This is a genomic window from Leptospira saintgironsiae, assembly GCF_002811765.1.
Classification (GTDB): Bacteria; Spirochaetota; Leptospiria; order Leptospirales; family Leptospiraceae; genus Leptospira_B; species Leptospira_B saintgironsiae.
The window spans coordinates 1-24,290 of sequence record NZ_NPDR01000007.1; the positions used below are offsets into that span (position 1 = coordinate 1).

A 24,290-nucleotide genomic window follows, 5' to 3' on the forward strand; every position below is an offset into this window, starting at 1 on the left:
GAAGGATCTACTGTGTATGGGGGCTATTGTTTTGAAAAAGATCTCCCCACCCAATCGTAGCGACCCATAGGGAGCTAGATTCCCGAAGGGTGACTGAGCACAGCGAAGTCAAATTCTTAATCAGCACCATAAACTTCAATCCCCACCCTTCTTTGGGTGGGGGCCGGTACGGTGGTACACACAAAATTTTCGATCAAACGATTCGTGCTGATTCAATCTCTGCACTCGTTTGGCATCGATTCTCTCTGCCACCGACTCGTTGAAAACGGTCATCTTCTCGCTCCCTATGGGTCGCTGCGAAGGGGGCCAGGCCGGTGGTACCCAGAGTCTCGCACACATCCAACGCCCGTATCACAATCCCAAACAAAAATCAACCGATTTTCCCCTACCGATCCATGTTGGAATTCCAACATGGATTTTAGTTGCAAAACAAATCCCTAATCTTCTCCACCTACCACATGTTTCGCATAACGTATAACAGGTTGTCACACGTATTCGTACAAAAAATTCAGCTGTTATTAATAACAATTGTTTTACATAAAACGATCCATTCGTCCCCCGATACAATCTCTTTGTCCCTAATACATTGACTAGTTTTCAAACCTGGAGTAAACTCCCGCGTATGCGAATCCTAATCGTAGAAGATGATATATTGTCCTCTCGCTGTTTGGAAATTTTAGCGAAAGAATTTCTGAATGAAAGGATACAAAGTATCCATACAGTTTCCGATCCGGAATCTGCCGCAGAATTTATACGCAAAAATCCTTTAGATCTATTATTCCTGGATATAAATCTACAAGGAAAAACTGGTTTTAAACTTTTAGAAATCGAAAGCAGAAGTTTTTTCCAAACGATCATAGTATCTTCTGAAAGAGATAACGCAGTAAAAGCTTTTGAATTTTCCGTGTTGGATTTCCTACCAAAACCGATCACGAGAGAAAGATTCGGAATTTCTATCCAAAGATATCTTTCCTCTCATCCGAATATATTCTCTCCGAAAGGAATTCCTCTCAAAAAAGAAGAAGGGATCAATCTTATCGAACCTGGAAATATTATATTCGCAAGATCAGAAAGAAATTACGCCAGATTATTCACCAAAGACGGAGGCGTGGAGAAGGTCCGAAAGACATTAGACCAACTCCAAAAAGACCTGGAAGCCCATGGATTTTTCAGAGCACACAGAAGTTATTTGGTTCGATTAGAAGAAGTCAAAAAAATCTTATTCAAAACACCTACCACCTATCGATTACTACTTCATACCGATCATAGTATCCCCGTTAGTCGATCTCAAGGAAGTAAACTTCTCTCATTATTCAAAAATTCGAATCATAAGGTTTTAGGTCTGCCGTGAAACATTTCTACGTAGCTATTCGATTTAGGACCAAAAACTTTATATTATTTATAAAGAAACATTTTCAGATCTTAAGAGAAGTTAGAAGTAACGAAGAATTCATCCGATCCGCTTACTTCGAAGTATATTTAATACTCAGATATCTTTTCCCATTTCTATTCGTAGTTTATATTCCTTTTGCAGTTTTAGATTGGGCAGATTTTCTAAAAAATTCTGGATACTTTCCACTCTTGATCTATAACTCAGTTTTTATTCCTGGCTGTTTTCTTTTTACTGCACTTTTAAATTCTCCAATTCTCAAAAGTGAAAACGGCAGAAGATGGCTCACAGTAGCGGGAACCTTATTCTTAACTTCTGCAGGAACAGCGATGAACCTGCTCATCTTTCAGTTTGGGACAGATATTTCTCTATTTGCATTTACCCAACTAGGAATTGCAGTACTCCTTCGTTATCCTGATAAAACGAAGAAGGTTATCTACTTCACAAATTACGCAGTATTCTTCGCAGCCATGTTCTGGTTGGAAAAGAACTCATCATTCCTGATCCAAAATTTTTTCTTCACAATGGTTATGACGATTCTATTAGATCTGATCAGCTTTCTCACCAAAGTGAATTCATTTCATAAAGAACAATCTATCCGAGATCTGAATCGTAAGTTAGTGATGGAATCTATTAAAAAATCTGAAATTTTAAGAATAGCGATCCATGATCTTAAAAGTCCTGTCACCGGGATCTTGAGTTTGGTAGGGCTTTATACAAGAGAACCAAGTCATATTCCTACAAATCGGGTTGTTTCTTCTTATGCAGATCCTCCTGAAATTCTGGATCATATAGACAGAACTTCCCGTAAAATTTTAGAATCGATCGAAGATGTTCTATATCTGGCAAGTTCAGGAGATGCGGAAACGATTGAGAACCAAACCCAAAAATTAAACCCTGAATTATTATTAAAATCAGTAACCTGCAATCTTAATTTTCTATTCACCTCAAAGAATATAAGAGTAGAAGATAACCTTTCTGAGTATAATTTCTACTTCCAAGCAAATCCACAGATACTGTATAGAGTATTCGACAATTTACTAAGCAACGCCGCCAAATTCTCTCCTGAAAATTCAGAAATTTCTCTCAAAAGTGAACTCATCACAGAAACGTATGAGAAAATTCTAATTATCAAAATAGAAGATTCAGGACCAGGATTCCAACCCGAAGACGAAAAAGATATGTTTAGGGAATTTTCTATTCTTTCCGCAAAACCTACTGGCTCCGAATCCTCAAGTGGGATCGGACTCGCGCTGGCCAAAAAGTTATTAGATAGAATGGGAATTCGTATCCGCCTAGGTAACTCCGAACGACTCGGGGGAGCCCAGGTAATATTAGAATTTCCGCAATCAAAAGCGAAATAGGGAGTTAAGAACTGGAGGCAAATCAAAATGAAAGATGTGAAGAGAATTTGGTTGGGAGGAATAGTACTAGCGTTATCCGTAACGTCATTCTACTGTAGCCCAGACCAAAATACGAACAATACACAAGACCTGGCTTTATTAGGGGGACTTTTAGAAACTCCTGAAAAAGGAGCAGGTAATCTGGCAGGGTTAGACAACGCGGATCCAAAAGCCCAAAATATTTTGGATGATTTAACAAGTGTTGTCTATGGATCTTACGATGTAGTGTATATTCCGGGCGCAGTTTGCGGCAACGGAACCCCTTACAAAATATTCGTGGATCGTGCAGACGGGATCTTAGATTGGATCTTAGGATATTCAAGCAGACTTCTAGTGTATATGGAGCCTGGAGGAGCTTGTTGGGATTACGAAAGTTGCACCGGGCAAACAGGTATCAGAGGGGCCGCGAATCCAAACGGTATTCCTGATAACCATATGAACTTTGGAGCATTTATAGATCCGAATGTTCCTGGCGGAAGTCCAAACGCAGTGATCTCTCCGATCATATTAAGGAACCATCCTACTGGACAGAATGTAAAAACTTCTAATTGGAACAAAGTTTTCATTCCTTATTGCACAGGAGATGTCTATGCAGGCAATAAGGTGGCAACTTATTCGGATCCAACCGGGCAAAATCCTCCAATCACCTATCGTCACGTAGGTGCGAAAAACATGGAGCTTGTAATCAATTGGTTGAAGAATAATTTTAATAAACCAAAAGAGATGTTTGTTTCCGGATGTAGCGCAGGTGGAGCAGGCTCCATGATCAATTATCACTTCATTAGAAAAGCTTTAAGCCCTTCTAAAAGTTATCTATTGAATGATTCCGGCCCAATCTTCCCTGCTCCTGGATTTGGGAACCAATGGCCTTTACAACAAAAGATCAAAGATGCTTGGAATACAGAGTATTTTATAAGCAAGGCTCAACCTGATTTCCCTTCCGTGGATATTCGCGCGGATTATGGAAAGATCAGTGAAGCGTTAGCTCAAAAATACCCAAATGATAAATTGGCGATCACTCTATTCAGAAGAGATGCCAATTATTCAATGTATTCGTACGCAAGATTCTATGGATTGGATGAAAACAATCCCGCGGATAAAGAATACATCATCGGGACTCTTTGGGCTCAGGATATCGAGAATTTAAAGGCTCAATACGATAGATATCCGAATCTAGAATATTTCATACCGTATTATAGAAGTATCAATGAAAGCCATTGTACTTCTATTGTGGAATTTACTGGAACGGAGATAGAAAATACCGGAATTACACTCGGGACCTTCATCAATGATTATCTACTTGGAAGTTCTACATTCAGAAGTTTTTTCGAAAGTGTGAATCCGAACGATGCAAACGTTACGAATTTCTGGTTCGCGTTAGTTAATCTTCTACTATAATCTCTCTCGGAGAAGGCGGTGATATTGCCGCCTTCCTTTTTTCAATCTATTATTAAGCTGTCTTTTCCTCTTTCAAAGGAACAACATAACCCCAGAAAAGAGCCATTGCAATTCCTGCAATGTACATCCAAATACTGAATATCGCAGAAGGAAGCGCCACCTTAGGTCCAAAAAATTGGATCGCAAGAGTCATACCAAGAGTGGTATTCTGGATCGCAACTTCGATAGAGATCGTTCTCGCTTGCTTCTCCGCAATCCCAAGTACCTTTGGAAAAAGATAACCTGCTATAAATCCAAAAGTATTATGAAGAATGACCGCAAGTCCTACTAAAAGAACCATTTCTATAAAATTCTCCCTGTTCTTATAAGTTACAAAAGCAACTACGAAAACCAAGAAGAGAATCGAGAAAATTTTATAAGGAGTTTCAATCTTCTGAGCAATATTAGGAAACTTATGTTTTACTGCCATACCTATGGAAATCGGAAGCACTATAATCACTACAACAGTCTTGAGCATCTCCACAAAAGAGATCTGCATTACACTTGCGCCGGTTGGATCCAATAAGGAACCGAAAAATGTAACTATGATAGGAGTCAGCAAAGGACAAAGAAGTGTAGAAAGTGCAGTGATCACAACTGCAAGAGCAACATCTCCCTTTGCCAAATAATTAACCAAATTGGAAGTAGTTCCGCTAGGACTAGATCCGACAAGAATGACGCCTAACGCGAGTTCGTATTCCAAACCTAAGATCAATACAACTGCGTAAGCAGCCAAAGGCATGATCACAAAATGACCCAAGGTACCGACCAAAGTTTGGAGAGGAGTTGTAAAAATACGTCTAAAGTCTCCGATTGCTAGCCCGAAACCCATTCCGAGCATTACGATTGCCAAAAGAGCCGGAAGTAGCCCCTTTTCGACTGCACCTAATTGCATGTTTCTCTCCTTAACATAACACCTGTTTTATTATTTTTATCTCCGAGAAGAATCTCGGATTTTCTTTTCGGAAACGTATCTTACTGACCGGAAAGCCCTGAGGTGAAAAGCTTTTTTTCTTTTCAATCTGAACGGGTTCCTAACCCTAAAACCCTAGGATTTTTATCAAATCGTCAAAAGGACCCAATCTACAATTTTTGCCCAGTAACTGTTCTGAATCCAAACTGAAACATTTAGTTTGACATAAAACTAAATGTTTCCTGAAAAGGAATTATTCTCAGACTGGAGGAAAGAATGTCTCTATTATCATTCGCGGCTTCTAAAGTCGGTGTCTTTAAAAGAATATTAGAAAAATGGAAACTATTTAGGTTTAATAGAATGATCCGAAAAAATTGGCCAGTTTATTATAGGCTCGGCCCCAGATTTGAATTTGTATCCGAAGATCTTTTAAAACTGAAGGTCCGATTTCCGTTTAATCATAAAACCAAAGGTTATAATGGACTTCATTTCGGAGGAGCAATCTATGCATTCGTAGATCCATTATACGTATATTCGATTTCTGAAAATTTAGGCCCCGAATATCTTGTTTTGGATACTAAAGCAGAGATTGATTTTCTAAAAGCAAGCAACCAAGACCTGATTATAAAAACAGAAGTTTCTTCTGAAGATATAAAATCTATCCAAGAAGAATGTAGTGCTAAAAAGAAAACAACCCGGATCTATTTTTTGGAAGTTTTAGATCCGAGCGGGCAGAAAATTGCGATCGTCAAAAAGACAATTTATATTAGGAAACTGAATCCTTCTTTTCCCATAACTTCCAGACTATAATTCCTGAAATTATTCCGAACACAAGGAAGACTGCACCTAATGTATATTTCAATTGTAGAATATACCCTATTCCGAAAAGCCAAGCATATAGGGAGAAGATCGCCAATAACCAAATCCGAATTCTGAAATAGAATTTTTTACGAGCAGATACTCCACCCCATTTCCCCCAGAAACCGAAAGGTTGTAACTTGGCCACAAATGCATCCAATACTGGATCCGGAACTGGAGCAGTTAAAAAAGTCACTAAGATAGAAACGATCACACTTCCAAAAGCAGTAAAAAATAAAAGATAATCTGCGTTTACATCCGGATATACTTTATATAAAATTAATGAAAGAACGAGAGCAGTTCCCATTCCTGACAATTCTGTCCAAGCATTTGCTCTCCACCAAATCCATCTTAAAATCTGAGGTAGACCTAAACCAGAAGCCATTGCTAAGAAAAATTTCCAAGCAGATGCAATTGAATTCATCTGAGTCGCAACCAAGATCGCAATTCCAGCCATCAAGACCACTGCAATCCTTCCTGCGATAACTGTTTCTTTGTTTCCTGCATTCGGTTTTAGAAATCTTAAGTATAGATCGTTTACTAAATAACTGGCCCCCCAATTGATATGAGTATCCGCAGTGGACATGAATGCTGCCATCAAACTTACGAATACCAACCCCAAACATCCAGCAGGCAGAACAATCTTCATTAATACTGGATATGCAATCTCTCTATCTGATTGAACAACTCCACCTTCTACTTGGAATAAGTCCGCATCATGCAACGGGAATACAACCAAACATACAAGTCCTGTTAGAACCCAAGGCCAAGTTCGTAGAATAAAGTTTGCGATATTAAACCAAAGGGAGCCTAATTCCGCGTCCTTAGGAGTTTTTGCAGTATGTAATCTTTGAGCTAAGTATCCTGATCCATCTGAATGATATTGGATCCACCATTGTACACCGATGAATATTAGAAAAACCTGAAGAGGCAATCCATGCTCTTCTTCCCCGATCTTTGGCCAAAAAGAAATGATGGATTCTGATTTTCCTGGATATAATATTTCTAATTTAGAATATAGACCTTCTAATCCACCCACATATTGGACTGCGAAGATCGCAAATACGACTGCACCACCGATTCCCAAAGCGAATTGGAATAAGTCAGTCAGGATCACCCCTTGGATCCCACCCATACTACTATAAAAAACTACAACTGAGAAAAGAATAAGAACTGTAAGAGTTGTATTCAAATCTCCTAATATTAAAAAGTTAGGCCAGGCAGCTGAGATGGACCCGAAAACTTCTGCGCCGAGTAATACATTCCAATCTAAGAATGGAGCAGTGATCTTGGACATTGCCTTGAAAACCCAGCCCAATATGATGGAATTAAATAGAATACTTAAGAAGAATGCTTTGGAAGCTCTTAGGATCGCAGCACCTATTCCTGAGTATCTTAATTCTACAAATTCAACATCCGTAAGAACTTCTGCCTTTCTCCAAGAAGCTGCGAAGAAAACTGTAATGATCAAATAGCCAATCGCCCAACTCCACCAGAGCCAGTTCCCACCTACCCCATCCAAGGCAACCATTCCTGTAATAACCAAGGGAGTGTCGGCGGCAAATGTAGTAGCAACCATTGAAGTTCCGAGCCACCACCAAGGAAGTTTTCTGTCTGCGACGAAGTAGGAACTCAAACTTTCTCCGGCCTTAGAGGAAAGAAGAAGCCCAGCCGAAAAAGCGAAAATGATATAGGCTAAGATTAGATACCAATCGATAGGAGAAAAAATGGGGTCCCCCTTCTCCCAAAGAAGGGAGAACTCTCCATAAAGATCGGCCGACTTTCCTTGAAAACAAGGATTCTTTCCCGCCTTCCAGATTTGATTTATCTTGATCCCCTCTCCGAGCCCAAAAAGATGGTAGGCAGCGATGGCAAACATAATCGTCCAAAAGTACGGGGGAACATCTGTAGGATCTCCTGATCGCATCCGGAACGTAGCCGGAAGAATCAAACGTTATCATGAAGAAGGCAACCATGTTGTCGTAGTCGTTTCCGCAATGGGGCATACGACGGATGAACTAGTGGATCTGGCCGATAAGATCACCAAAAATCCTCCTAAGAGAGAGATGGACATGTTATTGTCCACGGGAGAGCAGGTTTCTATAGCTCTTCTTGCAATGGCTCTTTGGGAAGCAGGAGTTCCTGCAAAATCATTCACAGGTTCTCAGATCAAAATGATCACTGACGGGAACTTCTCCAATGCAAAGATCCAAGGAGTGGATCGTTCTAGAATTGATGCGGCGTTAAACGAAGGAAACGTTGTGATCGTTGCTGGTTTCCAAGGGATAGACCAGAACGAAAACATCACTACCTTGGGAAGAGGTGGTTCGGATACTTCTGCGGTAGCGTTAGCTGCTGTACTTGGCGCAAAAGAATGTGAAATTTATACTGATGTGGACGGAGTTTATACTGCGGACCCAAGAGTGGTTCCCCAAGCCACTAAACATTCTCAAATCACTTATGAGGAAATGTTGGAACTAGCAAGCCTTGGCGCTGGGGTTCTTCATTCCAGAAGTGTGGAATTGGGAATGAACTATGATGTGGTCATTCATGTACGTTCCAGCTTTAATAATAATCCGGGGACTTTGGTTGTAAACGAGGACAAAATTATGGAAAAATTGAAAGTAAGCGGAGTTACCGCAAAGAACGACCAAGCCAGAATTACAATCGCGGATGTTCCTGACAAACCAGGACTTGCTGCAGTTCTATTCGGAGACTTAAGCTCCAAAGATATTCTTGTAGATGTGATCGTTCAATCTTCTCCTTATAATGGAAGAAACACTATATCTTTCACTGTTCCTAAAAAAGACCTGGTTCAGGCTCTTCCTATTTTGGAATCCTTCTGTAATTCTCAGGGAGCTAAAAAGCCAGAGATCAATGAAGAGATTTCTATCGTTTCTGCAGTAGGGATCGGAATGAAATCCCATGTAGGAGTGGCTGCTCAAATGTTCAAAGCTTTGGCAGAAAAAGAGATCAATATTGAAATGATCTCCACTTCAGAGATCAAAATATCCTGCGTAATTCCAAGAATTCATGCAGAAACTGCTGTAAACAAGATCCACGAGACCTTCGGGCTTTCGAAAAACAGTTGAACAAGAGAGGATCGGGAACATCCTTTCCCTGTGTTAGGAATTTTTCCCGAATCCTCAGTTTCATTTTCGCGTAAACTTGCCTTATTCTCCGGTATAGTTTCTCTAAGTGTATTCACTTCTGAAATCCGGCCTGCTGAATCCCTAGATAGGATTATCGCTACTGTTGGAAACCAATCCATTAGTGATTTAGATTTCGACGATGCTCAGGAAAAATACCAAAAGTTAACCAAGTATCTTAAAAACGAGGACATGAGAAAATCTCTACGCACTCGTATCATCGACTTTTTAATAGATAGAGCTGTTGTGGATTCAATCGCTGAAGATGAATCCATCCAAGTGAATGAAAAAAGACTAGAGAGTGAGATCGAAAAAAGAATGGAGTTTATGGGAATCACTTCTCGTAAACAATTCGAGAAAGCAGTCGAGTCCAGCTCCGGAATGTCTTACGAACTTTGGTATACTGAACTTCCTTACCAACTCAAAAAAACTCAGCTAATGCAATACAAGGTGCCAAACCATCCACCTTCAGATAAAGATATCCGCGCTTGGTATGCTCAAAATAGAGAGAAGGTAGGATTCGAAGTCCAATACAGACAGATCGCAATCGCTCCGGCTAATGATTCGATTACGGAAGAATCCAGGATCCACAAAGAAGCAAGCGAGATCAAAAAGAATGTTTTATCTGATCCTGCTTCCTTTGGTTTGATCGCAGGTTCTCCTAGAAATACAGACGCAAACTTAAGAGCCAGAAAAGGACTTATGGATTGGGTCTCTTCTTTCGAATTATATAAAACGAATCGTTCTGTTGCTGTTGCACTATCCACCGTACCTGTTGGTTCAGTTTCAGAAGTATTCAGAGACGAAAGAAAACGTTATTGTATCGTTAAGGTAGAAGGTAAAAGACCTACTCCTTTAGAGAACGTTCGCCAAGGTATCGCGAATCTTCTCGGCCGTGAAAAAGAAGACGAAAATTTTATAAAATGGGTAAGAGAATCTAGGTCCACTGTGCCGATACAGATCTTCGACGAAGTTTATAAAAAAGAGAACAAGATCCCGGACCAACATGAAACCTTGAACTTGGATTAAGTCCAAAAATCCCAAACGGAACGGATCCTTTTAGAATATGAAATATCCTCCCCAAGCTATTGTATTTTATCTAAAGGAAGATCTTATCTCTGTAAAAGGGAATATAGATCAGGGGAATCAGCTTCACTATTTAGGACTCACTCTTAAAAAATTATCTTCTGTATTAAAAGGGATCCCCGTTTATTCCAATGGGAAATTCGGAACTCCAGATGAATCCAAAAAGATAAGCACTCAATTAGGATATTCTGATTTTATAATAATAGAATCCAGATCAGAAGCTGAATTTTTCTCCAAGATCTGTGATTCACTTCCTGATTCCAGAACGGGAGATCCAGAATGGGACGAAACCTGTTTTCTAGTTTTTGATGGATTTGCACCTTTGCTGGATCCATCTCTTACTCAAGAATTGATCCTTCGTCATGAAAAGTATCTGGCACAATATTCTTATTCTGAAAATCTTCCTCCCGGCATTGTGCCTAGAATACTTTCCAGAGAATTTGTAAGAAGTTTACCCACGGAATACTCTGGTTCAACCCAGGACTTCTTAGCCAAAAATATAAACCAATTCGATACTGAAATTTTTTATACTTCTCCTGATCTAAGACAATGGAGATTGGATTTTTCTGCGAACAATCCGAGATCGTTCAGGCTTTTGTCTTCTTTTTTAAAGGAGAAGGAAAACTGGAAGTACGATGAGATCCAATCCTTCCTGGTCTCACGTCCTGAAATATTCCGTTCTGCTCCAAGTTATTATGAAGTAGAATTATACAGAGGTTGTGAATACGAATGCAATTTCTGCCCAAGACAAAATCTAAAACCTGAACAAGATAATTTAGTTTTAGATCCTCAGGTTTTAGATAAACTTTTATCTCAGGCAGAAAATTTAGGACTTCCTTATAGTGTAAGTTTTGGTGGATTAGGAGAACCTAGTCTTCATCCGAATTTTCCAGAACTTGTCCAAAAAACTTTGGCATCCTCCAATCTAAAGGAATTATTCATAGAATCCGCATTATACGGCGATCTTTCCGGTTTTATAAAATTAGTTTCTTCTTTAAAAGAAGAAGATAAGAAGAAGATCACCTTAATAGTAAACCTGACTACCAGAGATAAAAAGGTTTATTCGAAACTTTATGGGAAAGATAACCTGGACAAGGTTTTACAAAACCTATCAGTGATCTCTCAGGTATTACCTAAATCATCTATTCATCTTCAATTCCTGAAAATCCAAGAAGTGGATGCAGAATTAGATTCTTGGTATGAACAGGCTCAAAAAGAAGGATACGAAATCATTTTACAAAAATATAATTCTTATTCAGATGTTCTTCCTCAACGCAGAGCTTCAGATCTGACACCTTTGGGAAGAGATTTCTGTTGGCATATTTCCAGAGACATTTACTTGAACGCAGACGGAGAAGTTTCTATCTGCAAACAAACTCCAGGTTCTAAAAAACATTCTATCGGAAATCTAAATAAGGATTCCTTGGAACAAATTTGGGCAAAGGGAAACCCATTCTTCACTTCTTCTGCAAAAGGAGAACACGATTCTATTCCTGCCCCTTGCCTCTCCTGCGATGAGTGGTATACATTTAACGCCTAAACCTAAGATCCGTTCTTTATTCGCTTTTATACAGGCGAGGACCGGATCTACAAGATTCCCTAAAAAAGTAATCCGTCCAATTCCGTCAAATTCGGATAAAACGATCTTAGATCATATCCATTCCAGAGTTCTAAAAATTTTACCAAATTCCAGAATTGTGTATCTGATCCCTGAAGGAGATTCAGAACTCGAATCCTTTTTGGAGAAGAAAGGGATGAATCATTTCTCCGGGCCATTGGAAGATGTTCGACAAAGGTATATCCTTGCTGCAGAAAAATTCAAGGCGGATGCCATCTTAAGACTGACCGGGGATAATCCGTTTTATGATACGACTCACTTGGATCTGCTCCTCCAAACATTTATAGAATCCGATTCTGATCTTGCTTATTTTAAAGGATTACCTCTTGGAACAGGCGGAGAAGTTTTCAGAACTTCTGCACTTCAAAATCTTTCGGACTCGCAACAAGAAGAAAGACATAAAGAACATGTAAGCATTCATATAAAAGAAAATCCTAATCAATATAAGATCACTGCAATTCTAAGTTTATTAACAAAAGAAGAAGGTTCCAGATTAGCAAATTTCAGACTCACAGTGGACACTCCTGAAGATTTTGAAACGATCTCAGGTCTAATTTCCCAGAAATCTTTCGAAACGATTGGCAATTTTAATACAAAGGAATTTTTAGAATGGGAGAAAGAATCACCTTCTCTATTCCAAAAAAATTTGGATGTTCCTCAGGTAAAATTTAATCTTCCTTCTCCAAACCAAAAGAACAAAGGAAAAATCGGAGTACTAGTCGCTCCTGCAAAAGAATTCGGTTCTGGACATTTTTCCAGGACTTCCCTTTTATATTCTTTTCTGCCGTACAGAAATTGGGAACCTGAATGGTTATCAGAATTTCCGAAAGACGGAGAATATGATATTCTTCTAATAGATTATAGAGATATAGAGATTCCGATCTCTTATCAAAAAACGAAAGTCCTACTCTTAGATCATTTCGGAAAAGATAAAAGTAAATATGATTTTTGGGACCTTCTTCCTCATCCGGGGAACGATCCTATATTCAATTGGGAACAAATCTTAATTCCTCCAAATTTAATTTCTTCTGCAACGAACGAAGAAAAAAATCCTGCTAAAGAATATGGGATTTTTTGTTACGCTGGAAACTTAGGAAAAGAAGAATCCGAAAATCTAGATAAATTCTTAATCCACAATTCTTCCAAAAATAGAATCAGGATCGGAGGAACTCCTCCGAGGACGAACGAAATAGAATATTTTCCAAGACTTTCAAGAGTCCAATATCTCCAAACATTAAGATCTTCTGAAAAGTTTTTAGGATATTTCGGGCAAAGCGTATTCGAAGCTCTTTATTTAAGAATACCGTGTGCAACATTCTCCATTTCACCTATTCATAGGGAGCTTTCTTCTATTTTAGAAAAATATAAAATTCCATTCACAGACTTGATTCAGAAGACAGAGTTTTCTTTAGGAACAAAAACTGTCGAGGAGAATGGATATGGACTTCTGTTGGATAAGATAGATTCTCTTTAAGAGTAACTAACGTGCCTGCCCGCCGGCGGTGGCAATCCGCGGAATTTAGATTCCGGCGCAGATCCCGCACCCGCGCGCCACTCGACCGACTGTCGGTTTTTCCGCCAGAAAGTCAGGAAACATTTTTCATTTTATTTGTTTCCTTTGTTGATTTTTTTGACCGTTGTTTTGAAATATGTTTGACCGACGCATAGTCGGATGTATTGTCAAAACCGACTAACGGTCTATACCGACCGTCGGTTTAGCAGGAGGAACCCCAATGATCCCAGCGAAAATCTCCACAAAAGAAAGAATTCTAAACGAATCCAGAAGGCTATTCTTCGAAAAAGGGTACGAAACCACATCCATTCAGGATATTCTATCCGCTTTAGATATAGCTAAAGGCACCTTTTACCACCATTTTCAATCCAAAGAAGAACTTCTGGAAGAGATCGCAGTGCAATTCGCAAAAGAAGCACATGCGGCTATGCAAGCAGAGATTGGAGATTTGGGAACAGAAGGCACCGGCCTGGATAAACTCCGCAGAGCACTCATTGTTGCGAGAAACTGGAAAAAAGGCAAATCGGAAGAAGTCCGCTTCCTTCTGGAATCCCTTTTCTCCACCAGCAATCTTCAATTGAGAGATAAGATACGACGCAAATCCGTGGATTTAAGTTTTCCATTATTTGCTTCTTTGATAGTAGAAGGCCAACAGGACGGATCACTCAGAAGTGAACTGAGAGCAGATCACATGACTTCCATCATTTTTGACCTAAGCGATGCTTTAGGTGAAAAAGTTGCTTTCTATCTTTTAGGAAGAAGTAAAGAATCCGAGGCCGATCTATACGATCTGATGCTTTCTTATCACAAAACGATAGAAGATCTACTCGGTTGCCCTGATGGCGGATTAGATTATTTTAGCAGAGAAGATTGGAGCGAGCTTGCTCAACTTTTCAAAGGTGGTGCGGTTTCTGCTGCAAGCTTGGAACCTCTACCATTGGTTGCGAACGCAGGTTAAGTGAAATAGGGTCCTGCCCCTAGGACAAATATATGCTACTTTATGCATTAGTTCCCACACTCCCTAGATTGGATTCAAATTCAAATCCAGATGTGGAGGACTATTTAGAAAGAACTCCTTCCGTAAGGAGTGAAAAACTACAGGATTTGGTGGATTCAATCCGAGAAGAATTTTCGGATCTGAGAGAAAGTCTGAAATATGGTATGCCTACTTTCGAAAGAAATGGGCGATGGGTCGCATTCTCGAACCATAAAAACCATCTTTCAGTCTATTTCTGCGAAGAGTCTTTTGTAAGAGCATTTCGTGCTAAGTTTCCGAAATCGGAAAACGGCAAGAACTGTGTGTTGATCAAAGATAAGGAGAAGTTCCCTTCTTCTTATTTGAAAACATTGCTCAAAAAGACCTTACAATAAGGAAGGATATCTCTCTAACTATCTCGTTATAAAAACAGATCTTTAGGTTTTAAGGCCCTGGAATCACTCTAGGGCCTTTTTTATCGGTATTCTCTTTTAATTACGAGATCAGTACGACTTGACCTCACCCTCCGACAGAAAATTCTATCCGAACGAAGGCTATGAAGAAACAAATCAGCGATCGCTACGAACCTACCAGCGTAGAACCGAAATGGATCTCTCTCTGGGAGAAAGAAAAAAGTTTTGAGCCCAACCTCAAGGCAGGGGAATCTTTTACCATCGTTCTTCCTCCTCCAAACGTGACCGGAAGCCTTCATATTGGTCACGCACTCAATCATACAATCCAAGATATTCTAACTCGTATTGAACGTAAAAAAGGTAAATCTGCTCTTTGGGTTCCGGGAACGGACCATGCGGGAATTGCAACTCAAGTAGTTGTAGAAAGAGAACTCGCCAAAGAAGGCAAAAAGAGAACCGACTTCACTAGAGAGGAATTCGAAAAGAAAGTTTGGGAATGGAAAGAACACTCAGGTGGAATGATCCAAAACCAACAAAAACTTTTAGGAGAATCAGTAGATTGGTCTCGTTCCAGATTTACTATGGACGAAGGATTGTCCAAAGCTGTATTCAAAGTTTTCAAGACATTATATGATGAAGGTTTAATATATAGAGGAGAAAGGATCATCAACTGGTGTCCTAAAACTCTTACTGCTATTTCGGATCTAGAAGTTGAGCATAGGGAAGTAAAAGGTAAACTTTATCATCTTCGCTATCCTATTGTTGGTCAACCAGGCAAATATCTGATCGTTGCTACTACAAGACCTGAAACTATGTTTGGGGACGTTGCAGTTGCAGCTCATCCTGATGACGAAAGATATAAATCTTTAAAAGGTGCGGAGTTGGAACTCCCACTAACCGATAGAAAGATCCCACTTCTATTCGATTCTTTTGTAGATAAAGAATTCGGATCCGGTCTAGTTAAGATCACTCCTGCTCATGATCCAAATGACTTCGAAGCAGGACAAAGATTAGGTCTTAAACCATTACTAGTAATGAATCCGAATGCAACTCTGAATGAGAATGCAGGAAAATATGCAGGATTAGAAAGATTCGTAGCTCGTAAAAAAGTAATCGATGATCTACAAGCTCTCGGTCTAGTAGAAAAGATAGAAGAGCATACTCATTCGATCGGTCATAATTCCAGAGGTGGAGAAATTATAGAACCTTACTTATCTACTCAATGGTTCTGTAAAATGAAACCTTTAGCTGAACTTGCGATCCAAGCAGTTCAATCCGGAGAAACTGAATTTGTTCCTAAACTTTGGGAAAAAACTTTCTACGAGTGGATGAACAATATTAGAGATTGGTGTATCTCCCGCCAGTTATGGTGGGGACATCGTATCCCCGCATATCATTGCAAAAATTGTAAACATATAGAAGTTTCCGAAACTAATATTCACAACTGTCCTAAATGTAACTCTACGGAAGTAGAACAAGACACTGATGTTTTAGATACTTGGTTCTCTTCTCAACTTTGGCCTTTCTCTACCTTAGGTTGGCCCGAAAATACTGAAGACCTAAAAAAATTCTACCCTACTTCCGTACTCGTTACCGGATTCGATATCATATTCTTCTGGGTTGCTAGAATGATCATGATGGGAAAGAAATTTTTAGGTAAGGCTCCTTTCCAAAAAGTTATCATTCACGGATTAGTAAGAGATAAAGAAGGTAAGAAGTTTTCCAAGTCAATAGGAAACGTTATCGATCCTTTGGACATGATGAACAAGTACGGAACTGATTCTTTCCGCTTCTTCTTAGCTGCTACTTTACCTGAAGCAAAAGACGTTCTTTTTGATGAAAGCAGATTAGATGGCTATCGTTCTTTCTGTAATAAGATCTGGAACTCAAGTCGTTTCATCCTGATGAATATGGATGCAGATTGGAAACTAGAAGATCTGGAATCTAAGTATGGTTCTAAATTAGAACCGATGGACAAGTGGATCCTTCATAGGTTCAATGAAACTCTTGCCAATTACGAAAAAGCATATTCCAAATTTCTGTTTTTTGAAATGGCTTCTCAAATTTATGATTTTGTTTGGGGAGATTTTTGCGATTGGTATATCGAGTTAGTTAAACCGCGAATTTACGGCAAACTCGGCGAAGAATCTCAAGAAATCGCAAAACAAGTACTAGCAAGTATCTTAATTAAAGCATTAGGACTTCTTCATCCTTTTATGCCTTTCTTAACTGAGGAAATTTACGAAGTATTCAGCGAAGGGGATTTTTTGATCCAAACTCCTTTTCCGACTTCTTATAATGTTTCCGCCGGCGATGAAGGCGTTCAAAAAACTATTATTCTGCAAGATGTAGTAACCCAAATTCGCGTTCAAAGAGCGGAGAATGGTGTTCCATTAGATAAAAAATGTAAAGTGATCTTGAAATCTTCAGAGTCTTTAGTTGCTTCCGCAGTAAAAGACTTTGAGTTCTCTATCTTACAGTTAGCTCGTCTAGAAAGTATAGAAGTGAATACAAACTATACTGGAGAAAAAACAGACTCAGTTGGCGCATTCCGATTCGGAGAAGTAATCCTTCCTTTAGCGGGAATGATAGACTTCGAAAAAGAAAGAGCACGTATAGACAAAGAATTACAGAAATTAATCCAAGAAGAAGAGAAACTCGCTTCCAAATTAGGAAACGAGAACTTCATCGCGAAAGCGAATCCGGACGTGATCGAAAAAGAAAAAGAAAAACTGAAAAACGTCCGTGATAAAAAAGAAGTTCTACAAAAAGGTTTGGAAAAACTAGGTTAATTTTTCGGACTAAACCGCGGTGAAATATTATGTCTAAGATCCTTTTAATCGGCTCCGGTGGTCGTGAGAGCGCTATTGCTTATAAACTTCGCCAGTCCCCTAAACTAAGCCAATTGCATGTTTTTCCAGGTAATGGCGGATTTCCAGATTCTGAGATTTTGGCTCCGAATTCCTTCGATCTAAAGAGTAAATCATCCGTTCAGAGCTTTATTCAAAAAAATGAATATGATTTGGTAGTAGTTGGTCCAGAAGATCCTCTAGTAGACGGGATCGGAGATTGGCTGTCAGAGATAGGAGTCCCAGTTTTCGGACCTTCTGCATATTGTGCTCAAATTGAAGGCTCTAAAGAATTTGCAAAAGCGTTAATGATAGAAGCTGGTGTGCCTACTGCGAAATATGCTTCTTTTGAAGATTATGAATCTGCATTTGCTTATGTTCAAAAAGAAGGAGCACCTATCGTAATCAAGGCTGATGGCCTTGCCGCAGGTAAGGGCGTAACAGTTTGTACAGAACTTTCTCAAGCAACACATGCATTAAAAGAGATCTTTTTAGATAATAAATTCGGAAAAAGTGGATCCAAAGTTGTTATAGAAGAGTTCATGGAAGGACAAGAAGCTTCTATCTTTGCGATCAGCGATGGAAATACTTATTTCACACTTCCTGCTGCTCAGGATCATAAAAGAGCGTATGACGGGGACCAAGGTCCCAACACAGGCGGAATGGGCGCATACTGCCCTGCTCCAATCGTTACTAAAGAAACATTAGAAAAAGTGAATACGCTCGTTTTTCAACCTGTATTTGAGATCTTCCGCAAGAAAGGAAACCCTTATAAAGGCCTTCTATATGCTGGATTAATGATAGATACAAAGGGAAATCCTAGAGTTGTAGAGTTCAATTGTAGATTTGGTGACCCAGAGACACAATGTGTGTTACCTATGTTAGAGGGTGACTTGTTGGAAATTTTCCAAGCATCTGCCAAAGGGGCACTCAGTGATGTAAAAATAGGTTTGAAACCCGGAGCATCTACCGTAGTCGTTTTGGCCGCGGAGGGTTACCCCGATTCTTATGAAAAGAATATTCCTTTAAATTTACCTGAAACAAGTAGTAAAGATCTAGTAGTTTTTCATGCTGGCACTTCAAAAAAGGATGGAAACTTAATATCGACAGGTGGAAGAATTCTAGGAATCTCTTCATACGGTAAGGACTTAAAAGAATCTGTGGATAAGGTTTATTCTTATCTAAGCGGTTTCAAAATTTCCAAAACCTTCTTCCGTAAAGATATCGCGAGTAAAGCTCTTTAATTTTATGCCTTTTCTAGTTTCTGGAAATATCGATTTAGTCGAAAGGACCAACCTTCGCAAATTAGAAAAACATTTAGGGATCATTCTATCCCCGCATCAATATCCTTTAGAGCAATATAATTTAATTCGCGCTTCCTTAAAACAAAAACTGGATTCGGATACTTTAATCCGTTCCATGACTCGAAGAGAACTATTATCTTTTATTTATATACTCACTCAATTCGGTGATGTAGTCCAAAAAGAAACTCCTGACGAATATCTAGATGTGGAGAATGTTCCGGTCGTAATCGAATGGCAGGCCGGTCATTATATGATTCCATACGAAGTTTTAGATTTTCTGGCACAATCAAGAGTGTTCCGGAACCAAAACTATCTATTCGCATTGATTCCTGCACTTCCTAGTAAAGAAAAGAAGGCATGGTTAGAGTGGATCGGCGCAGGTTATGGCAGGACTTTTCCTCGCGAGATCAATCACGAACTATATTTCCAATGCAGGCATCTGCAAAAACCCTTCCAAGGTAAAAGTTTAGTCCAAGAGGAGTCCATCCGATTGGATCAACTCTGGGCCCCAGGCAAAAACGAGACTGTGGATTGGTTTTATAAAGGGATTATGCCTTTTTATTCTTCCATGAAGGAACTACAACGTTCCGAAAGAGACCCATTCTTACTGCATGTTTTGGATCTGATCCGCTCCGGAAAACTTGTCCTAAAACGACTACCGGAAGAATTTGGCAGAAAGGAAGAATACCAGCTCGTCTCCACAGTAGAAGGAAACACTCCTCAACTCAGAGATACAGTATTTAGCTGGGAAGAAGCCAGAGAAGAAAGCGAAGATTTCCTCTTTCGATAAATACTCTTCCTCACAGGACGAGCTCGGACTATACGTCCGTAAATTTGCAAATTAGATTAATATTATATATTTTATTGGACCGAAATGGAAGTTAAGAACGCCAAGGAACTGAAGCGCCTCTCTAAAGAACTTCAAGAGAACTTTTTAAATCGCTGGAAACTTTTGAATCTAGATAAAGACCAGGATCAGCTTAAATCGTATAATGATCGTATCGCAGAACCTAGCTTCTGGGATAACCCTGACCAAGCAAAATCGATCAGCCAAAGAAAAACAGAGTTGGAACGAAAATTAGAACCTTGGGTCAATATCAGAAGAGATATATTAGATTTTCCTGATTTAGTTGAACTCACTTTTGACGAAAAGGGAGAAGACGGAGTAGACGAACTCAGCTCTGAATACCAAAGACTAAAATCCGAATTCGAAAGACTAGAACTTTTAGGCGCTCTTAACGAACCAGAAGATATGAAACCTGCCTTCTTAAATATCCATCCGGGTGCGGGTGGAACAGAAAGCCAGGACTGGGCAGAGATGCTTTTCAGAATGTATCTGAAATATTTCGATAAAAAGGGATACCAATACAGCGTTGTAGACTTCCAAGAAGGAGACGGCGCTGGGATCAAGAATGCCACCATACATGTGATAGGCGATTTTGCTTACGGATTTATGAAATGCGAGAATGGGGTGCATCGCTTAGTAAGGATTTCTCCTTTCGATGCAAATAAACGAAGACATACTTCGTTCGTGTCTGTTCACGTGAGTCCAGAGTTAGATGACGATATAGATATCAAGATAGAAGATAAAGATATCCGAGTAGATGTATATCGTTCTTCCGGAGCAGGTGGACAGCACGTTAACACAACTGACTCTGCAGTTCGTATTACTCATATTCCAAGTGGCATCGTGGTCGCTTGCCAAAACGAAAGGTCTCAGATCAAAAACAGAGACACTGCTTTCAAAATGTTAAAAGCAAGACTTTACGAATTGGAGCAAGAAAGATTAAAAGACGATCTGGAAAAAAAATCCGGAGAAAAGAAAGACATCTCCTGGGGAAGTCAGATCCGTTCTTACGTATTCCATCCGTATAATATGGTGAAAGATCATCGTACAGACCAAGAGACCGGAAACGTGCAGGCAGTTATGGACGGAGATATAGAACCGTTCATCATGGCTTACTTAAAAACTCTTTAATATTTTTCCTGAACTCCTTCTAAGAAGATGGTAACGATCGCATCGAACGCCATCGTATTAGAGTAAGGACTTTGGAATAAGTAAGTCGGATTTAAGATACCGTCCACTGCGGCTAATAGAATATCGATCGTTAGCTCCGGTGTAACATCTTTTCGTATTTGTCCTGCTTTTTGCCCTTCCCGGAGAAGGTCCGCTAAACTTAATATCCTTTGTTTACGGAACTCTCTCATGGTCACGAATAAGTCCGGACGAACCATCTCAATATCTTTAGCAAATGTTTTAGACATTTTAGATCCCATATCTGAAATGAAAAATAAAATCTCTTTTAAACGATCAATCGGATCCTTTGTCTTATCCTGCAGAACCTTATCAAACTTTGATTGGACCTTGGATCTCATCAGCTCGAAAACAGAATCGATCAGTTTGTCCTTAGTATCATAATATTTGTATAATGTTCTTTTGCTAATACCTATATGTTTTGCGATCTGATCTGTATTCGTTTTCGCAAAACCGGAGGACAAAAAAAGAAGAAAGGTTCTTTCTAAAATTCTTTCTATCATTTTTCCCCCTTACCGTTGGAGATCATACCATCCACAAGTTTGATCTGCCTCTTAGCGGATTTGGCAAAATCAGGATCATGAGTAACCATGATCACTGTAGTTCCTTCCGTCTTGTTGATATCCTTAAAGATATCCATTACAATCTTTGCATTTGCGGAATCCAAGGCGCCAGTGGGCTCATCAGCAAAAAGATATCTAGGTTTCATTACCAATGCTCTTGCGATCGAAACCCTTTGCATCTGTCCTCCAGAAAGTTTAGAAGGAATATGATCCAATTTATCTCCTAAATCGAATCGTTTTAAAAGACGGATTGCATCTTCTCTTTTTTCTTTCAGCCTTCCTGCTTTTAAAGCTGGCATCAGAACATTCTCCAAAGCAGTAAACTCAGGAAGAAGATAATGAAATTGGAATACAAATCCCATATGAAGATTTCTAAAAGAATGTAGATCAGCCTGAGACAAAGAACTAATCGTTCTTCCATCTATACTAATATTTCCTTGAGAAGGATCATCCAAACTGCTAATCAAATATAAAAGTGTACTTTTTCCGGATCCTGATTTTCCAGTTAAAGAAACGAATTCGTTTTCTTCGATCTCAAGACTAATCCCTTTGATGATATCCGTAGGGGGTTTGCCAAAACTCTTTTTAACGTTTTCTAATATAATTCCCATTATTCCCCCCGAATGATCTCTATAGGAGAAAGTTTACTCGCGGATCTTGCAGGAAAAATACTCGCGATCAAAGTTGCAATAAATGCGAGTAAGAATGCTTGAAAATAAATAGAAGGTGCAAATGAAACCATCATCATACCGGATTTGGTCTGCATAAGAGGATTTGAAAAAGATACATGCTCTAACCTTCTGCAGATCAGATTGCCGAGAAACATTCCGAAAACTCCTCCAGCCACTCCCAATATCAAACCTTGGATCAGAAATATTTTCAGAATGTCTTTTGCTTCGTATCCAATAGACCTAAGGATCGCGATTTCCCTTCTCTTTTGTCCGATCACAATATTTAGAATATTATAAATCCCGAATCCTGCTACGAGTAAGATTGTTCCGACCAAAGCGTAGCGGATCGCATCTTGCATTTTAAATAAGGAAATGAACGTGGCATTTACATCTTCCCAGCTTTGCACCTTTACATCTCCGGATTCAGACCATTCTCTAGCCTTAGGAGTCGCTTTAGAAACGTCTTTAAGACGAACTGCAATATCGCTGATCCGATTTGGAGTTTGATTTAAACTTTGGACATCTCCCAAATTTGCAAAAGCAGTACTATCATCTATCGCCTTATTTCCCATTTGAAAAGAAGCAGCTATTTTAAAAGGAATCGGTTCAGACTTACCTGTGCTGATATAAACTGTATCAGAGATCCTGGCTCCGAGTAAAAGTCTTAAGCCTTCTCCAATTACAAGTTTATTCCCACTTTCTTTAATTTCTAAAAAGTCGCCTTGGATAATATTCTCATTAATCCTGGCGACTTTGGCTTGGAACTCAGGTTTGACTCCAATGATCCTTCCGGCTTCTGCAATCTTTCCTCTTCTATATATTACTTTTATCTGAAGTTGAGGAGAACTCGCTTCTACTTCCGGATCCGAGGCAACTTTCTTTTGCCATCCTGCCTGGTTCTCAATCTGTTCAGTGTCCCTTCTTCCTGAAGGTGGAACGGACCAGAAAGGAATTTCCTTAGAATGAAAAAGCACCTGATCTAGATCCTTCTCACCTATAATTTTTACCTGAGAAGAGATCCTTATATGCGCATCATTATTCACAAGTTGATCTATCAGATATTCTCTTAAGCCCAACATGATCCCTGAGATCACTATATAAGCAGTTGCTCCTAGAATAATCCCGAGTAAGGTAAGAAGAGTTTGCTTTTTACGGGCAGACATCTGCCTAAGAGCGATAAATAACATCTATTTATCCTCCTGGACGAGTACCTTATCTCCTAAACTTACATCTCCAGAAACAAGCTCGGCGTATTCACCATTTGTAAGACCAGTTTCGATCTCCTTAACACGAATTTTACCGTTTTCTAATATTTTAATTTTCCCAGACTGGATGCCCTTAATCGGAACTAATATAACATTTTCTTTACTCGAAGTTTCAATAGCAATATCTGCAGTCATCCCAGGAAGTATTTCACTAGGAATTCCGATTGGAGTGATATGAACTTGGAATTGTCCGTCTGCTGGATATACTGACTTCACTTCCCCTGCGAAGTTTTTGTCTCCCAATGCTTCAAAACGAATTCGAACCTTCTGCCCTTTTTTAACCTTTACTGCACCCTTCTCTTCTAAAGATACAGTCAGGTATCTTTTCTTCAGATCCATCACAGTTACCACTGGCGTTTGAGGAACCACAGTTTCTTTAGTCTCGTATGCAACGTTAGTTACTACTCCAGCAAAAGGAGACTTCATCGTTCCAAAACTGTCGAATTCAACAAGAGGACTTCCTTCTTGGACCTGATCCCCTTCTTCTACATAAATTTTTCGAATGGCGGAAGGTATCGCAACCCTGAGATGATAGACTTCCGAAGAACTGACAGTCGCGAGTCCATATACTGATTCAATGATAGAGCCTTGGATAATCTCTGAGGTGCCTGTGTTGGAATTCCTACCTCTCCAAACAAAGAGAATTAAAAGCAAGATTATCGGAAGAATGCCCCAAACTAGAAGTTTAGGTCTTTCTTTGAGCTGAAGGATCCAACGATCAAATGGAAGTGAAATTTTCATGGCCTTATCCTAGTATCACTAGGACGGATCCAATCCAAAAAAGTAAACTATTTTATTGTATTATAGTTTACATATAAATATGCCATATTGGCATATTTAAAAATTC

20 protein-coding genes are annotated in these 24,290 nt (G+C 39.4%); 14 read left to right on the forward strand and 6 right to left on the reverse strand.

Annotated features, from left to right (window positions below; genetic code table 11):
* Window positions 1–622: 622 nt before the first annotated feature.
* Genes CH362_RS15000 through CH362_RS15010 form a run of 3 tightly spaced genes read left to right on the forward strand, consistent with a single transcriptional unit; the run spans window position 623 to window position 4,191 of the window.
* Window positions 623–1,351, forward strand: coding sequence for a LytR/AlgR family response regulator transcription factor (locus tag CH362_RS15000; protein ID WP_100711148.1), 729 nt, complete (start codon window positions 623–625; stop codon window positions 1,349–1,351).
* Window positions 1,348–2,754, forward strand: a complete 1,407-nt coding sequence (locus tag CH362_RS15005; RefSeq protein WP_100711149.1) for a sensor histidine kinase — start codon at window positions 1,348–1,350, stop codon at window positions 2,752–2,754. Before CH362_RS15000 ends, CH362_RS15005 begins: the two co-directional genes overlap by 4 nt.
* Window positions 2,755–2,781: 27 nt before the next feature.
* Window positions 2,782–4,191, forward strand: coding sequence for a pectin acetylesterase-family hydrolase (locus CH362_RS15010; RefSeq protein ID WP_100711150.1), 1,410 nt, complete (start codon window positions 2,782–2,784; stop codon window positions 4,189–4,191).
* Between the two features lie 52 nt (window positions 4,192–4,243).
* Here the strand turns inward: CH362_RS15010 and CH362_RS15015 are convergent, their stop codons facing one another.
* Window positions 4,244–5,125, reverse strand: a complete 882-nt coding sequence (locus CH362_RS15015) for a bile acid:sodium symporter family protein (protein ID WP_100711151.1) — start codon at window positions 5,123–5,125, stop codon at window positions 4,244–4,246.
* Between the two features lie 294 nt (window positions 5,126–5,419).
* Here CH362_RS15015 and CH362_RS15020 point away from each other — a divergent pair, with 294 nt between their 5' ends.
* The gene (locus tag CH362_RS15020; RefSeq protein ID WP_100711152.1) at window positions 5,420–5,953 is read left to right on the forward strand and encodes a PaaI family thioesterase; all 534 of its coding nucleotides are present in this window, start codon (window positions 5,420–5,422) and stop codon (window positions 5,951–5,953) included.
* Here CH362_RS15020 and CH362_RS15025 read toward each other — a convergent pair.
* On the reverse strand, window positions 5,910–7,730 hold the full coding sequence (locus CH362_RS15025; protein ID WP_208859598.1) for a sodium:solute symporter family protein: 1,821 nt from the start codon (window positions 7,728–7,730) through the stop codon (window positions 5,910–5,912). The genes CH362_RS15020 and CH362_RS15025 overlap by 44 nt on opposite strands.
* A 139-nt stretch (window positions 7,731–7,869) precedes the next feature.
* Between CH362_RS15025 and CH362_RS15030 the strand changes: the two genes are divergently transcribed.
* From CH362_RS15030 to prfB, 10 genes are all read left to right on the forward strand, one after another.
* Window positions 7,870–9,093 (forward strand): aspartate kinase, encoded by a 1,224-nt coding sequence (locus CH362_RS15030; protein WP_100711154.1) that lies wholly within the window; start codon window positions 7,870–7,872, stop codon window positions 9,091–9,093.
* A 39-nt stretch (window positions 9,094–9,132) separates the two neighbouring features.
* Window positions 9,133–10,179, forward strand: coding sequence for a putative peptidyl-prolyl cis-trans isomerase (locus CH362_RS15035; protein ID WP_425269071.1), 1,047 nt, complete (start codon window positions 9,133–9,135; stop codon window positions 10,177–10,179).
* 37 nt (window positions 10,180–10,216) lie between these two features.
* Window positions 10,217–11,776 (forward strand): spiro-SPASM protein, encoded by a 1,560-nt coding sequence (locus tag CH362_RS15040; protein WP_100711156.1) that lies wholly within the window; start codon window positions 10,217–10,219, stop codon window positions 11,774–11,776.
* The gene (locus CH362_RS15045; RefSeq protein WP_100711157.1) at window positions 11,751–13,328 is read left to right on the forward strand and encodes a cytidylyltransferase domain-containing protein; all 1,578 of its coding nucleotides are present in this window, start codon (window positions 11,751–11,753) and stop codon (window positions 13,326–13,328) included. The genes CH362_RS15040 and CH362_RS15045 overlap by 26 nt, the downstream gene beginning before the upstream one ends.
* Before the next feature lie 259 nt (window positions 13,329–13,587).
* Window positions 13,588–14,325: a TetR/AcrR family transcriptional regulator gene (locus CH362_RS15050; protein WP_100711158.1), complete on the forward strand. Its 738-nt coding sequence runs from the start codon at window positions 13,588–13,590 to the stop codon at window positions 14,323–14,325.
* A 32-nt stretch (window positions 14,326–14,357) separates the two neighbouring features.
* A complete protein-coding gene (locus tag CH362_RS15055; protein ID WP_100711159.1) occupies window positions 14,358–14,738 on the forward strand; it encodes an iron chaperone in 381 nt (126 codons plus the stop codon).
* A gap of 161 nt (window positions 14,739–14,899) precedes the next feature.
* Entirely contained in the window at window positions 14,900–17,548 is a 2,649-nt protein-coding gene (locus tag CH362_RS15060) for a valine--tRNA ligase (protein WP_100711160.1), read from the forward strand.
* 29 nt (window positions 17,549–17,577) lie between these two features.
* Complete coding sequence (purD, locus tag CH362_RS15065) at window positions 17,578–18,849, forward strand: phosphoribosylamine--glycine ligase (protein WP_100711161.1); 1,272 nt, start codon at window positions 17,578–17,580, stop codon at window positions 18,847–18,849.
* A gap of 4 nt (window positions 18,850–18,853) precedes the next feature.
* Window positions 18,854–19,699 (forward strand): hypothetical protein, encoded by an 846-nt coding sequence (locus tag CH362_RS15070; RefSeq protein WP_086447132.1) that lies wholly within the window; start codon window positions 18,854–18,856, stop codon window positions 19,697–19,699.
* 84 nt (window positions 19,700–19,783) lie between these two features.
* Window positions 19,784–20,887, forward strand: a complete 1,104-nt coding sequence (gene prfB, locus CH362_RS15075; RefSeq protein WP_100711162.1) for a peptide chain release factor 2 — start codon at window positions 19,784–19,786, stop codon at window positions 20,885–20,887.
* On the opposite strand, the gene CH362_RS15080 is transcribed toward prfB, so the two are convergent.
* The 4 genes from CH362_RS15080 to CH362_RS15095 are packed head-to-tail and all read right to left on the reverse strand — an operon-like array spanning window position 20,884 to window position 24,184.
* Window positions 20,884–21,447 carry a TetR/AcrR family transcriptional regulator gene (locus CH362_RS15080; RefSeq protein WP_100711163.1) on the reverse strand — a complete coding sequence of 188 codons (564 nt, stop codon included), beginning with the start codon at window positions 21,445–21,447 and terminating at the stop codon, window positions 20,884–20,886. The two genes, prfB and CH362_RS15080, sit on opposite strands and share 4 nt — an antisense overlap.
* On the reverse strand, window positions 21,444–22,118 hold the full coding sequence (locus tag CH362_RS15085; protein WP_100711164.1) for an ABC transporter ATP-binding protein: 675 nt from the start codon (window positions 22,116–22,118) through the stop codon (window positions 21,444–21,446). Before CH362_RS15085 ends, CH362_RS15080 begins: the two co-directional genes overlap by 4 nt.
* Window positions 22,118–23,365: an ABC transporter permease gene (locus CH362_RS15090; RefSeq protein ID WP_100711165.1), complete on the reverse strand. Its 1,248-nt coding sequence runs from the start codon at window positions 23,363–23,365 to the stop codon at window positions 22,118–22,120. The genes CH362_RS15085 and CH362_RS15090 overlap by 1 nt, the downstream gene beginning before the upstream one ends.
* Window positions 23,366–24,184 (reverse strand): efflux RND transporter periplasmic adaptor subunit, encoded by an 819-nt coding sequence (locus CH362_RS15095; RefSeq protein WP_100711166.1) that lies wholly within the window; start codon window positions 24,182–24,184, stop codon window positions 23,366–23,368.
* Window positions 24,185–24,290 lie beyond the last annotated feature (106 nt).

What these genes read in the sequence shown, in the direction of transcription:
- CH362_RS15000 (WP_100711148.1), top strand. Translation starts at nt 623, where the DNA reads ATGCGAATCCTAATCGTAGAAGATGATATATTGTCCTCTCGCTGTTTG.
- CH362_RS15010 (WP_100711150.1), top strand. Translation starts at nt 2,782, where the DNA reads ATGAAAGATGTGAAGAGAATTTGGTTGGGAGGAATAGTACTAGCGTTA.
- CH362_RS15015 (WP_100711151.1), bottom strand. Translation starts at nt 5,125, where the DNA reads ATGCAATTAGGTGCAGTCGAAAAGGGGCTACTTCCGGCTCTTTTGGCA.
- CH362_RS15020 (WP_100711152.1), top strand. Translation starts at nt 5,420, where the DNA reads ATGTCTCTATTATCATTCGCGGCTTCTAAAGTCGGTGTCTTTAAAAGA.
- CH362_RS15030 (WP_100711154.1), top strand. Translation starts at nt 7,870, where the DNA reads ATGGCAAACATAATCGTCCAAAAGTACGGGGGAACATCTGTAGGATCT.
- CH362_RS15040 (WP_100711156.1), top strand. Translation starts at nt 10,217, where the DNA reads ATGAAATATCCTCCCCAAGCTATTGTATTTTATCTAAAGGAAGATCTT.
- CH362_RS15045 (WP_100711157.1), top strand. Translation starts at nt 11,751, where the DNA reads ATGAGTGGTATACATTTAACGCCTAAACCTAAGATCCGTTCTTTATTC.
- CH362_RS15050 (WP_100711158.1), top strand. Translation starts at nt 13,588, where the DNA reads ATGATCCCAGCGAAAATCTCCACAAAAGAAAGAATTCTAAACGAATCC.
- CH362_RS15055 (WP_100711159.1), top strand. Translation starts at nt 14,358, where the DNA reads ATGCTACTTTATGCATTAGTTCCCACACTCCCTAGATTGGATTCAAAT.
- CH362_RS15060 (WP_100711160.1), top strand. Translation starts at nt 14,900, where the DNA reads ATGAAGAAACAAATCAGCGATCGCTACGAACCTACCAGCGTAGAACCG.
- purD (WP_100711161.1), top strand. Translation starts at nt 17,578, where the DNA reads ATGTCTAAGATCCTTTTAATCGGCTCCGGTGGTCGTGAGAGCGCTATT.
- CH362_RS15070 (WP_086447132.1), top strand. Translation starts at nt 18,854, where the DNA reads ATGCCTTTTCTAGTTTCTGGAAATATCGATTTAGTCGAAAGGACCAAC.
- prfB (WP_100711162.1), top strand. Translation starts at nt 19,784, where the DNA reads ATGGAAGTTAAGAACGCCAAGGAACTGAAGCGCCTCTCTAAAGAACTT.
- CH362_RS15080 (WP_100711163.1), bottom strand. Translation starts at nt 21,447, where the DNA reads ATGATAGAAAGAATTTTAGAAAGAACCTTTCTTCTTTTTTTGTCCTCC.
- CH362_RS15085 (WP_100711164.1), bottom strand. Translation starts at nt 22,118, where the DNA reads ATGGGAATTATATTAGAAAACGTTAAAAAGAGTTTTGGCAAACCCCCT.
- CH362_RS15090 (WP_100711165.1), bottom strand. Translation starts at nt 23,365, where the DNA reads ATGTTATTTATCGCTCTTAGGCAGATGTCTGCCCGTAAAAAGCAAACT.
- CH362_RS15095 (WP_100711166.1), bottom strand. Translation starts at nt 24,184, where the DNA reads ATGAAAATTTCACTTCCATTTGATCGTTGGATCCTTCAGCTCAAAGAA.